The sequence below is a fragment of the Amnibacterium sp. genome, from assembly GCF_051956055.1.
In the GTDB taxonomy this organism is placed as follows: Bacteria; Actinomycetota; Actinomycetes; order Actinomycetales; family Microbacteriaceae; genus Amnibacterium.
Genome location: NZ_JBQCGC010000110.1, coordinates 1 through 10,569 on the forward strand (window position 1 = coordinate 1; position 10,569 = coordinate 10,569).

General features: G+C 72.7%; 16 protein-coding genes. 5 read left to right on the forward strand and 11 right to left on the reverse strand.

Annotated elements, in window-relative coordinates; genetic code table 11:
* Positions 1–188 precede the first annotated feature (188 nt).
* Both ACTHLI_RS15475 and ACTHLI_RS15480 read right to left on the reverse strand, forming a co-directional pair.
* Positions 189–863 carry an anti-sigma factor family protein gene (locus ACTHLI_RS15475; RefSeq protein WP_440185571.1) on the reverse strand — a complete coding sequence of 225 codons (675 nt, stop codon included), beginning with the start codon at positions 861–863 and terminating at the stop codon, positions 189–191.
* Entirely contained in the window at positions 860–1,360 is a 501-nt protein-coding gene (locus ACTHLI_RS15480; protein ID WP_440185573.1) for a sigma-70 family RNA polymerase sigma factor, read from the reverse strand. The genes ACTHLI_RS15475 and ACTHLI_RS15480 overlap by 4 nt, the downstream gene beginning before the upstream one ends.
* A gap of 169 nt (positions 1,361–1,529) precedes the next feature.
* Here ACTHLI_RS15480 and ACTHLI_RS15485 point away from each other — a divergent pair, with 169 nt between their 5' ends.
* The 5 genes from ACTHLI_RS15485 (at position 1,530) to ACTHLI_RS15505 (ending at position 5,802) form a co-directional block, all read left to right on the forward strand.
* Entirely contained in the window at positions 1,530–1,940 is a 411-nt protein-coding gene (locus ACTHLI_RS15485; protein WP_440185575.1) for an FMN-binding protein, read from the forward strand.
* Positions 1,937–2,797, forward strand: coding sequence for an FAD:protein FMN transferase (locus tag ACTHLI_RS15490; RefSeq protein WP_440185577.1), 861 nt, complete (start codon positions 1,937–1,939; stop codon positions 2,795–2,797). Before ACTHLI_RS15485 ends, ACTHLI_RS15490 begins: the two co-directional genes overlap by 4 nt.
* Positions 2,794–4,299 (forward strand): hypothetical protein, encoded by a 1,506-nt coding sequence (locus ACTHLI_RS15495; RefSeq protein WP_440185579.1) that lies wholly within the window; start codon positions 2,794–2,796, stop codon positions 4,297–4,299. Before ACTHLI_RS15490 ends, ACTHLI_RS15495 begins: the two co-directional genes overlap by 4 nt.
* 61 nt (positions 4,300–4,360) lie before the next feature.
* On the forward strand, positions 4,361–4,753 hold the full coding sequence (locus ACTHLI_RS15500; protein WP_440185581.1) for an ArsR/SmtB family transcription factor: 393 nt from the start codon (positions 4,361–4,363) through the stop codon (positions 4,751–4,753).
* Entirely contained in the window at positions 4,750–5,802 is a 1,053-nt protein-coding gene (locus ACTHLI_RS15505) for a cation diffusion facilitator family transporter (RefSeq protein ID WP_440185583.1), read from the forward strand. The genes ACTHLI_RS15500 and ACTHLI_RS15505 overlap by 4 nt, the downstream gene beginning before the upstream one ends.
* 22 nt (positions 5,803–5,824) lie before the next feature.
* Here ACTHLI_RS15505 and ACTHLI_RS15510 read toward each other — a convergent pair whose 3' ends face one another.
* The 9 genes from ACTHLI_RS15510 to ACTHLI_RS15550 all read right to left on the reverse strand — a co-directional run bounded on the left by ACTHLI_RS15510 (position 5,825) and on the right by ACTHLI_RS15550 (position 10,440).
* Positions 5,825–6,172, reverse strand: coding sequence for an iron chaperone (locus ACTHLI_RS15510; RefSeq protein WP_440185585.1), 348 nt, complete (start codon positions 6,170–6,172; stop codon positions 5,825–5,827).
* A 5-nt stretch (positions 6,173–6,177) separates the two neighbouring features.
* The gene (locus tag ACTHLI_RS15515; protein WP_440185587.1) at positions 6,178–6,600 is read right to left on the reverse strand and encodes a nitroreductase/quinone reductase family protein; all 423 of its coding nucleotides are present in this window, start codon (positions 6,598–6,600) and stop codon (positions 6,178–6,180) included.
* 49 nt (positions 6,601–6,649) lie between these two features.
* Positions 6,650–7,918 carry a chloride channel protein gene (locus ACTHLI_RS15520; RefSeq protein WP_440185589.1) on the reverse strand — a complete coding sequence of 423 codons (1,269 nt, stop codon included), beginning with the start codon at positions 7,916–7,918 and terminating at the stop codon, positions 6,650–6,652.
* Positions 7,919–8,065: 147 nt separating this feature from the next.
* Entirely contained in the window at positions 8,066–8,236 is a 171-nt protein-coding gene (locus ACTHLI_RS15525; protein ID WP_440185591.1) for a CsbD family protein, read from the reverse strand.
* Positions 8,237–8,269: 33 nt separating this feature from the next.
* A complete protein-coding gene (locus ACTHLI_RS15530) occupies positions 8,270–8,866 on the reverse strand; it encodes a hypothetical protein (RefSeq protein WP_440185593.1) in 597 nt (198 codons plus the stop codon).
* Complete coding sequence (locus ACTHLI_RS15535) at positions 8,863–9,444, reverse strand: hypothetical protein (RefSeq protein WP_440185595.1); 582 nt, start codon at positions 9,442–9,444, stop codon at positions 8,863–8,865. The genes ACTHLI_RS15530 and ACTHLI_RS15535 overlap by 4 nt, the downstream gene beginning before the upstream one ends.
* On the reverse strand, positions 9,441–9,788 hold the full coding sequence (locus ACTHLI_RS15540; protein ID WP_440185597.1) for a hypothetical protein: 348 nt from the start codon (positions 9,786–9,788) through the stop codon (positions 9,441–9,443). The genes ACTHLI_RS15535 and ACTHLI_RS15540 overlap by 4 nt, the downstream gene beginning before the upstream one ends.
* Positions 9,785–9,976: a hypothetical protein gene (locus ACTHLI_RS15545; RefSeq protein WP_440185599.1), complete on the reverse strand. Its 192-nt coding sequence runs from the start codon at positions 9,974–9,976 to the stop codon at positions 9,785–9,787. The genes ACTHLI_RS15540 and ACTHLI_RS15545 overlap by 4 nt, the downstream gene beginning before the upstream one ends.
* Positions 9,973–10,440, reverse strand: coding sequence for an Asp23/Gls24 family envelope stress response protein (locus tag ACTHLI_RS15550; RefSeq protein ID WP_440185601.1), 468 nt, complete (start codon positions 10,438–10,440; stop codon positions 9,973–9,975). The genes ACTHLI_RS15545 and ACTHLI_RS15550 overlap by 4 nt, the downstream gene beginning before the upstream one ends.
* Positions 10,441–10,569: the final 129 nt, after the last annotated feature.

Below are 10,569 nucleotides of genomic sequence, written 5' to 3' on the forward strand. Positions count from 1 at the left end.
CGCCTCGCACCACGCCGTCTGGTCCACTCGGACCTACGGCAAGCACGCCGTCTCCGCGGTGATGCAGTCCGACGGGAACTTCGTGCTCTACCGGTCGAACGGCAAGGCCGTCTGGGCGACCCACACCCGCGGCAGGTAGCAACGGGCGTGGCCCGTCCTCGGCCGCGGCAATCCGGGGTGCGGGGCGATCACAGGGTGCCGGTGGCCAGCGCCGTTCCCGCCTCGTCCCGGATCGCCACCGAGCGGATCACCCCCTCCGGCAGCGCGACGGAGGCGGAGAGCCCTGTCGAGGTCCGTCCGACGGCGGACCAGCTGGCCACCTGGTGGGTGCGGCCATCCGCGGTGGTGACGGTCATCTCGTAGTCGGCGTGCGCGTAGCGGGCCGCGGCCGCTGCGGTGCCGTAGGAGCAGCTCCAGTCGAGGCGCGTGCCCCAGGGTGTCGCCGACACCGCCAGGTGAGCCGTGACCGTGCTGCGGTCGACCGATGCCAGGTCGAGAGTCCGGCCGCCCTTCCCGGGGCCCGGCGCAATGCTGCCGAGGAGCAGACCCGCGACCGCGGCGACGACGACGAGGGCACCGGCCGCGATCCGGACCACACCTCGACGACGCGCGACCCGGTGGGCGAGTCGAGGCACGAGGTCGTTCCTCGGGCCGGGGCTGTCGGAGCCGGCCCCGTCGACGATCGCGACCGCTGTCTCACGATCGAGTCGCCCGAGGATCCCGGGCAGCCCGGCCAGGTCGCCCGCTGCGGCGCGGCACTCCGCGCAGACGGCGAGGTGCTCCTCGTACTCGGCGCGCTCGTCGGTGGAGAGCGAGCCGAGCACGTACGCTGCGTCCCAGGTGCCGTAGCGGTCGCTCGTCATCGGGTCACCCCTCGCTCCTGGAGCGCGTTGCGCAGGGCGCGCACTCCGTAGTGCAGCCGGGACTTGACCGTGCCCTCGGGGATGCCGAGGTGCTCGGCGGTCTGTCGCACCGATCGGCCCAGATAGTAGGCGTCGACGATGACGGCCCGGTGGTCGACCGACAGCGACGCGAGCGCGTCGGCGATCGCGATCCGGTCGAGCGCGGTGTCGATCCGGTCGGACGTCGACGCCTCCGGGAGCCCGTCGATCGACCGCGTGCGGTTGCGCGGACTCCTCGCCTCGTCGACGAGCAGGTTCCGCGCCACGGTGAACAGCCACGCCCGCACGGCATCGTCGTCGGCCTGCAGTCGGGTCGGGTGCTGCCACGCCCGGAGGAGGGTCTCCTGCACGACGTCCTCGGCCAGCTGCTGGTCGCGGGTGTGCCGGAGCGCATACCGCAGCAGCATGTCCGCGTACCGGTCGTGCACGGCGCGGAGCAGCTCGCGATCGTCATCCACGTCGCGCTCCCTCTGTCGACTCGGACCGTCTCACCAGGACAACGGATCAGGACCGTGTTCGGTTCAATCCCATCGGAATTCGAACCGAACACGGTCCTGATCCGTGTCCATCATCGAGAGCGGAACCCGACACCGCTCGTCCCCTGATGGACCGGTCGAAGGAGTTCCCGTGCCGCACCTCTCCCGCCTCCTCCTCCCGGCATCGATCGGGTCGCTCGCGCTGCTCGGCCTCGTGGGCTGCTCGACACCCGCGTCGCGCGCCGCCACCCCCGCCGCATCGATCGGGACGCTGAAGGACGGGCACTACACCGCGTTGGGGAAGTACGTGTCCCCCGGCGGGGCCTCCGCGGTCGACGTCGAGCTGACGCTGCGCGACGGGACGGTCACCGAGCTGCACGTCACCCCGAAGGCGGAGAACCCGACCGCGCAGCAGTACGAGTCGCACTTCGCCTCCGGTGTCGGTGCGCAGGCGGTGGGCCGGAAGATCACCGAGCTGAACGTGACCAAGGTCTCGGGCTCCTCGCTGACCAGCCAGGGCTTCGACGACGCCATCGCCGCGATCGAGGCCGAGGCGAGGTGACCGGGGCGACCTGGGGCTTCGACGCGATCGGCACCCGATGGCGGATCGACACCGCCGAGCCGCTCGCGGCACCCCTCCGCGGCCGCGTCGCGCGCGTCATCGAGGAGTACGACCGGGCGTTCTCCCGCTTCCGCGCGGACTCCCTCGTGCGGCGACACGCCGCGACCGGTGGCACCCTCGAGTACCCGGAGGCGGCCAGCTCGCTGTTCGCGCTCTACCGGCGGGTCGAGCAGGCCACAGGCGGCAGCGTCACGCCGCTCATCGGAGCCAGCCTGGAGCGGCTCGGCTATGACGCCGACTACTCGCTCCGGCCGAGCGGGGATCCGATTCCGGCGCCCGTGGCCGGGCTCCTCGCGTCGGGAGCGGCCGTCACCCTCGCGGAACCGGCGCTGGTCGACGTGGGGGCGGCCGGCAAGGGCCAGCTCGTCGACCTCGTGGCGGGCGAGCTGGCCCGCGCGGACGTGCGGGCCACGACGGTGGACGCCGGCGGTGACCTCCGGCACGACGGCGACGGGATCCTCGTCGCGCTCGAGCATCCGCAGGATCCGGCGCTCGCGATCGGGGTCGTGGAGGTGGGCGGCCCGCGGCGCGCCATCGCCGGGTCCGCGACCAACCGTCGCGCCTGGGGGAACGGATGGCATCACGTGCTCGACGCCACGACCGGTCGTCCCGTGCGGGAGGTGGTGGCCACGTGGGCCGTCACGGACGACGCCATGAGCGCCGATCTCCTCGCGACCGCGCTGTTCTTCGTGCCGGGCGACCGACTCGCCCAGCAGTTCGACCTCGACTGGGTCCGCGTGCTCGCGGACGGCTGCGTCGAGCACTCCGCGACACTGCCCGGCGAGGTGTTCACGTGACCTCGATCCTCGACGCGGTGGTCGGCCGCGTCACGATGTACCGACTCCTCCTGATCGTCCTGCTCGTGCTCGGCGCGACCGCGGTCGTGGAAGCCCTGCTGGGCGTGATCGCCTTCTCTCCGCTGGATCTGATCGTCTCGGCGGTCATCGCGTGCGCGACGAGCTGGGGTGCGAACCGGCTCCTCGCCCTGCTGTGGCGGGTGCGGCCGCACGGGGAATCGAGCGTGATCACCGGCATGCTCGTCTTCTGCCTGTTCTGGCCGGCGCTGACCGCGCGGGACGTGACCGCCGTCGTGATCGCGTCCGTCGCAGCCAATCTGTCCAAGTACGTGCTCGCCTGGCACGGCCGGCACGTCTTCAACCCCGTCGCGCTCGGCGCGCTGCTCGTCGACGTGACCGCGATCAGCGGCGCGACCTGGTGGGTGGCGACCCCAGCTCTGCTCCCCGTCATCGCGCTGGGCGGCGCGCTGGTGGTCCACCGGAGCGGCGCGTGGGCGATCGCGGTGCCCGTCGCCCTCGTCGCCGTCACCGGCACCGCCGTCCGTTCGGTCGCGGGTGGCGGCGCCTGGGGGGATGCGGTCTGGACCGCGGTGGCGTCCAACCCGTTCGTCTTCCTGGCCGCGTTCATGGCGACCGAGCCGTTGACCGCGCCTCCGCGGCGCTGGCAGCGACTCCTCGAGGGCGCCCTGGTCGGTCTCCTCACGCTCGCGCCGCTCCGGCTGGGTTGGCTCGCCATGTCGCCGGAGCTGGCCCTCGTGCTGGGGAACGCGCTCGCCTTCCCGTTCGGGCCGCGCCGCCGAGTGCGCCTCACCGTGCAGTCCCGGACCGTGCACGCGGACGGGATCGCCACGATGACCCTGCGCCCGGAGGGGCCGCTGCACCTGCAGGCCGGCCAGTACCTCGAGCTGAGCCTGCCTCACCGGAGGCAGGACGCCCGCGGCGCACGACGCGTGTTCAGCCTCGCGAGCAGACCGGACGGCGAGGAGCTGCTGATCGCCACCCGGTTCGACGCTCCAGGCAGCACGTTCAAGCGGCAGCTCGCGCGGCTGCCGCTCGGGTCCACCGTCGCGGGCAGCGCGGTGGGCGGCGACTTCCTGCTCCCGAAGCGCCCTGACACACCGATGCTCTGGGTCGCGGGCGGCATCGGGGTGACCCCGTTCCGCGCGTTCGCGGACGACCTCGCCGCGCGGCGGGAGCGTCGGGACGTCGTGCTCGTGCACGCGGTGCGGGGAGGCGGTGAGCTCGACCTCGACGACGTCTACGACCTGGCCGGCGTGGATCTCGTCGTCCTCGGCCCCGCGGCGCTGGCCGACCGGCTTCCGGGCCGGGCCCGCTACGGCGGTCCGTCGCTGCGGGCCGTCGACTGGGCGGCAGTGACTCCTGACCTGTCGCGGCGCACCGCCTACGTGTCGGGACCACCGGGGCTCGTGGCGAGCATGCATCGGACCCTCCGCCGACGGGGTGTGCGCCGCGTCCATCGCGACCGGTTCATCGGGTACTGAGCGAGGCGGTGTCGTGCGGCCGATGCCGGGTCGATCGGCTTCGACGTGAGAGTATCTGCGCATGGACGCAGATACGCGGCGATGCGGACGGTTCCCCGAGAGCGAGTACGTCGAGCTCGCCGTCGAGGTGTTCGCGCTGCTCGCCGACGCGACTCGGGTGAGGATCGTGCTCGCGCTGCGCGACGGCGAGGAACTGTCCGTGAACCATCTGGCCGACATCGTCGACCGACCGGCCAGCACGGTGTCGCAGCACCTCGCCAAGATGCGGATGGCCAGGATGGTCACCACCAGGCAGCACGGGCAGCGCGTGTTCTACAAGCTGGCGAACGAGCACGCCGTGCAGCTCGTCACCGACGCGATCTTCCAGGCGGAGCACGCGCTCAGCAGCACCCCTCGGCACCACCACACGAGCGCAGCGATGGCGGACGCCGCCGGGACGGAGAACGCGTCATGACCGACGTCGAGCAGCACCACGCGCACGACCACGACCACGGGTCCGAGCACGGGCACGACCACGACCACGGCCACGGCCACGGGCACGACCACGACCACGACCACGACCACGACCACGCGGGCGGGTTCCGGGGGTTCCTGGTCCATCTCCTGGTGCCGCACACGCATGATGCGGCGGACTCGGTCGACGACGCGCTCGAGGCGAGCACCGAAGGCGTCCGCGCATTGAAGATCAGCCTCTTCGTACTGCTCGCGACCACGGTCGTCCAGTTCGTGATCGTGCTGTCGACCTCGTCCGTCGCGCTGCTCGCCGACACCGTGCACAACTTCAGCGACGCGCTCACCGCCGTGCCGCTGTGGGTGGCCTTCGTGCTCGCGAGGAAGCCGCCGTCGCGTCGGTACACCTACGGATACGGCCGCGCGGAGGACCTGGCCGGCCTGTTCATCGTCCTGGTGGTCCTGCTCTCAGCGGTCGTCGCGGCGTGGCAGAGCATCGACCGGCTGATCCATCCGCACCCGCTGCAGAACCTCGGTTGGCTCGCCATGGCGGGAGTCGTCGGGTTCCTCGGCAACGAGGCCGTGGCGATCTACCGGATCCGCGTCGGCCAGCGCATCGGCTCGGCTGCACTCGTGGCGGACGGTGTGCACGCGCGGACCGACGGATTCACCTCGCTGGCCGTCGTGGTCGGCGCGATCGGGGTATGGCTCGGGTTCCCGCTGGCCGACCCGATCATCGGCATCCTGATCGCGATCGCGATCTTCGTGCTGCTCATCGGCACGATCCGCAGCGTCGGCCGCCGACTTCTCGACGCCATCGACCCCGACCTGCTCGAGACCGCCGAGCACGCGCTGCAGCACGTCGACGGGATCACGCGGGTCGACCGCGTCCGCCTCCGGTGGGTCGGGCACCGTCTGCAGGGCGACGCCCGGATCGTCGTCGCCGATGCGGCGTCGGCGGAGGCGGACCGCGTCGCTGGGGAGGCCGCCGAGCAGGTCAGACGGCACCTGCGCGTCGTCGACGACTTCGAGGTCCGAGCGATCGGCGCCTGATCCCGCCTCCGCGAGGACGCGGTCAACCCATGGCGCGGAGCTTCGTCTCGATGAGCCGCCGGACCAGGGGCCGCGGCAGCGGTTCACCGGGCGCGAAGTGGAGCGCGCTCTTCGTGCGCTGCCGCTCCCCCAGCTCGTCGGCGAGTTCGGCGAGCACCGATCCGCTGTGCGGCAGGTAGCTCAGGTGCTGCGTGAACGCGGCGAGCCCCGCGACGACGCGCCCTCCCACGCGGAACGCCGGCACGCCGTAGGACATCCCCTGCTCGGCGTCGGGCACGACCTCGAGGATCCGTCGGCGCATCTCGGCCAGGGTGGAGCGCTGCGGCTCGGGCAGCGCCGCCATGTACGCGTCGACCTCCGCCGTGCTCACGGGGATCAGCCGTTGCGGCGATGCAGCGCGACCACCGGGATGGTGCGGCTCGTCTTCTGCTCGTAGTCCCGGAAGCCCGGCGCCTCCTCCGTGAAGCGGGCCCATGCCTCGTCGCGCGCTGCGTCGCGGAGCTCCTCGGCATGGACCGGCACGGTCCCGTCGTCGGGCGTCTCGATCTCCACGTCCGGGTTCGCCAGGAGGTTGTAGTACCACCCGGGGTTGTCCGGAGCTCCGGCCTTCGAGGCGGCGACCAGCCACGAGTCGGCATCGATGCGGATCGCCCGGGCCGGCGCGACCCGCTGGACGCCCGTTCGCGCGCCGGTGTGATGGATGAGCACGAGGTGGCGTCCGAACCGCGTCACCTCACCACCGCGGGCACGGAACTCCGCGATCACCTGCTCGTTCCAGTCGGATCGGCTGTCCGTCATCGCTCCATCTCCTCGGCGTCGAGGGTTGCAGCATCGCACGGACCACGGCTCAGAGGTCCTCCTCCGCGCTCGGCGGCCCTGGCGGCTCCCGCCGCGCGCGCAGGAGGCGCCGCACCAGCTCTCGGGCCGCGGTGCCGGCCGCGACGGCGAGGAAGACCGGCAGCAGCGCCGACGCACCGCTGCCCGTGAACTCGAGCATCAGCACGCCCGCCGTGAGCGGTGCGCGCATCGTGGCGGACAGGAACGCGGCACCACCGACGAGCGCGCCCGCGGCCGCGGACGTGCCGGGCCAGACCTGCGCCCACAGCGTCGCCACCGCGCCGCCGAGGGCCGCCCCCATGGCCACCGACGGGGTGAGCAGGCCACCCTCCGCACCGCTCCAGATCGTGCCCGCGGTCGCCGCGGCCTTGACGATCGCGAGCACCACGAGCAGCGCGACGGCCGCGCCGCCGCCGAAGGCGACCTGGGCGAGCGCACGACCGTTACCGAGGATCTCGGGAAGCCAGATCGCCGTCGCCCCGACGGCGAGGAACACGAGCGGCATCGCGACGAGGACCGCCCAGCCGTGCACGCGGCGACGGCGAGCGAGCGCAGCCAGACGATCGAACCCGAGGCCCACCACGCCGAGCACACCGCCCAGCACGACGGACAGGACCAGGAGCGACACCGATCCGTCGATCCGCGGCGCCGTGTAGAGCGGACCGGGCGTCACCACGATGCGCGCCACGAGGGTCGCGATGAGCGACGTGGCGATCGCGATCGTGACCGGCAGCACGCCCGCCTCTCCGAGCACGACCTCGACCGCGAACAGCGCACCGCCGAGCGGCACGTCGTACACGGCCGCCAGACCCGCACCCGCCCCGGCCGCGATCAGGATCCGGCGGAGCCGCGCGTCGGCGGCGAGGTCGCCGCTCAGCCGGTCGCCGGCGAGACCACCGAGCAGCCGGGGCGCGGACTCCCGGCCGATGGAGGCGCCGAGACCGACGACGAGGATCTGCAGCCCGACGGTGGCGAGGGTCGCCGCCCGCGGCATCCGCCGACCCGCGACGGCGTCCTCCACGGAGACCGTCGGCCGCCCCCAGCGCCGAAGGGCCCACCACCCGACCGCCCCGAGGACACCGGCCGCGCCCAGCGCCGCGACGCGCACCCACGGCGGCGCCGAGGCCGCCCCCTCGAGGAAGTCGCCGCTCGAGTAGCCGTACGCCGCGTGCTGCAGCAGCCGCAGCACGGCGCTCACCGCCGCGCCGCCCAGCCCGGTGAGGACCCCGACCAGCAGCACCGGCAGCACGAGCCGCCGCATCACGCCGCCCGCCGTCATCCGGCGTCCCGCGCCGGCCGACGTCCGGGCCGCATCAGCCCGCTGCGCCGCTCCACGGCACCAGTCAAGCGCACCAGGAGCGTCCGACGCCGACATGACGAAGGCCCCGTCCCCCGCTGCTGCGGGGGACGGGGCCCGGCGGCACGATCAGCGGAAGACGTCCTTGACGTCCTCGCCGGTCTGCTTCAGCTTCGCGCTGGTCTGGTCGGTCTTGCCCTCGGCTTCGAGGCGCTCGTTGTCGGTGGCCTTGCCGACCGCTTCCTTGGCCTTGCCGACCGCGTTCTCGGCGGCGTTCTTGATCTTGTCGTCCAGTGCCATGGCACGTTCCTCTCTTCTCTGGGTGATCCCGGGTCAGGCGACCCGTGGTCGGGTGGTGCTGCCGACGCGGAATCCGCCGGTCAGCTGCACGAACGCCGGCACGTCGGTGCCGATGATGCGTTCGAGATCGTCGATCGCGGCGCCGATCAGCTCGGCCACGACCGCAGGGGAGACGCCGCGCTCGCAGCGCGCGGTGACCTTCAGCATCGGGGTGCCACGGACTTCGTAGGCGGAGATCCGGACGCCGGTGAGCTCGGACCTGCCACCCAGGTGCTCCTCGAGGAGCGCCCGGGGGACGGCGAGATCGATGCGCACGCTGGTCGTCCCGTCGCGGCGCTCGATCGCCGCGGCCGAGTGACCGTGGCCCTGCCGCAGGACGAACGTCAGCAGCAGGATGATCAGCACCAGGCAGACCACCACGATGCCGATCACGAGCAGGCTCGCCCGGCCGACGACGGGCTGCGCGACCCACGGCTGGGCACCACGGGCCAGCTGAGCACCGGCGGACCGCCACTGGGACGTCACCTGCGGCAGCGCGGTCAGCGCGAGCGCCACGCCTCCTGCTGCGAGCAGGATCACCCCGACCAGGAGGATGAAGAGCCGGTTGAGACCCCGGTTCGTGTTGTTCATCCGCCGACCCGTCCCTTCTTGTCGACCTTCGTGCTGACCCGGATCGTGGGTTCGAGCCCGAAGCCGGCGGCCGCATCGTTCGCGGCGCGCTGCACCGCGTCGCGGTCGAGCGGGACACCCGAGATCGGCGTGATGCGGACGACGCCGGAGCGACGACCGACGCTCGCCACGGCGCGGTCCGGACTGATCCCGGCCGCCTGGGAGACGGCGCGCACCAGCGCGGAGGCGACGACCTGGTCGTCCACCACCGCTGCGGTGCCCTTCGCCGCGATCACGTGCCTGCCGCGTCGACCAGCCGTCAGCGACAGGATGATCAGAAGCACGCCCAGCACCGCGAGCACGACCCCAGCGGTCACGAGCACCGCGGGCTGCACCGACGCCAGCCCGCGGATCCCCGCGGCCATCGCGGCCGGGCTGAGGAGGAGCGCGGGACGGCCGAGGGCCGCCAGCACCCCCTCCGCGCCGAGCCACGCCAGGGCGACGATCGCCAGCAGGGCCAGGAGGATCGCGAGCCCGGACTTCGGCGAGTGGAGCTCGCGGCGGAGCACGCGGTTCTGCAACCGCTCGTCGGTGCTCATCGCACCCTCCTCTCCTGCCGGATCAGCGCCTCCGTGAAGCGGACCCCGACCTTGGTGACGGTCGAGCCCGTGATGCGGCCGACCTGCTCGATGATCGCGGCCTCGCCGCGGGCGGCCCGGTCGACGATCGACCCGCCTGCGCGGTCGACCGCCGAATCGTCCTGCTGGAGCCGGCCGATGGGGATCACCCGGATGGGAGTCCGCACGGCGACCTCGAGCCGACCGCCCTCGTCGACGAGATCGGCTGACACCGATCGCGTCTCCACCCCGAACTGCTCGGCGGTCACGGCGCGGACGACCCGTTCGATCGCCCGCGCCGTGATCACCGTCCGGCCGGAGCTCACGACGAGCTGCGCCGGCCGCGGACCGCGGAGACCAGCCCGGAGACGTCCAGGCGACCCTCGAGGTACCGGCCGACCAGCGCACCGATCACGATGGCGAGGGCGACGAGCACGAAGGCGCCGAACCCGAGCGCGATCCACACGATCGCGAGGACGGCCGCGATGGCCATCGCGGTCTGCGTGGTGGTCACTGGACGCGCGGCTCGGCGGCCGCCTGGTCGTCGTCGGACGGGATGTGCACGTCGGTGATCGTCACGTTCACCTCGGTCACCTCGAGACCCACGAGAGTCTCGATGGCGGTCGTCACGGCGGTGCGGATGCCGTCGGCGACGTGGTGCAGCGGGATCGGGTACTCGGCCACGACGGTCACGTCGACGGCGGCCTGGGTCTCGCCGACCTCGACCGAGATGCCCTGGCCCTGATCCGTCTGGTTGATGCGGCTGCGGAGGGCGCCGATGGCCCGTGCCGCGCCGCCGCCGAGGTCGTGGACGCCGGGCACCTCACGCGCGGCGATGCCGGCGATCTTGGCGACGACCGCGTCCTCCACGGTCGTGGTGCCGTGGGTCGTGTCCGCGTTGAGGCCGTCCGTGGGCGCCGTCGTGTTCTTCGCGGGGCGCGGGGTCGACGAGGCGGCGACGGGTGCGGTGTTCGACATGGAGCTGTTCCTTCACTTACGGTTGCTGGTTCGTGTCGGGAACGCCCGACATGAAGGAAGAGCGACCGGACGGGACGTTCGTCACAGCGTCCGGCCGACTCTCGGCGGACACCCAGGATCCGGGCGCGG

Coding starts and splice junctions, on each gene's coding strand:
- ACTHLI_RS15475 (WP_440185571.1), bottom strand. CDS start 863: ATGACGAGCGACCGCTACGGCACCTGGGACGCAGCGTACGTGCTCGGC.
- ACTHLI_RS15500 (WP_440185581.1), top strand. CDS start 4,361: ATGGACGCAGATACGCGGCGATGCGGACGGTTCCCCGAGAGCGAGTAC.
- ACTHLI_RS15505 (WP_440185583.1), top strand. CDS start 4,750: ATGACCGACGTCGAGCAGCACCACGCGCACGACCACGACCACGGGTCC.
- ACTHLI_RS15515 (WP_440185587.1), bottom strand. CDS start 6,600: ATGACGGACAGCCGATCCGACTGGAACGAGCAGGTGATCGCGGAGTTC.
- ACTHLI_RS15520 (WP_440185589.1), bottom strand. CDS start 7,918: ATGACGGCGGGCGGCGTGATGCGGCGGCTCGTGCTGCCGGTGCTGCTG.
- ACTHLI_RS15525 (WP_440185591.1), bottom strand. CDS start 8,236: ATGGCACTGGACGACAAGATCAAGAACGCCGCCGAGAACGCGGTCGGC.
- ACTHLI_RS15530 (WP_440185593.1), bottom strand. CDS start 8,866: ATGAACAACACGAACCGGGGTCTCAACCGGCTCTTCATCCTCCTGGTC.
- ACTHLI_RS15535 (WP_440185595.1), bottom strand. CDS start 9,444: ATGAGCACCGACGAGCGGTTGCAGAACCGCGTGCTCCGCCGCGAGCTC.
- ACTHLI_RS15550 (WP_440185601.1), bottom strand. CDS start 10,440: ATGTCGAACACCGCACCCGTCGCCGCCTCGTCGACCCCGCGCCCCGCG.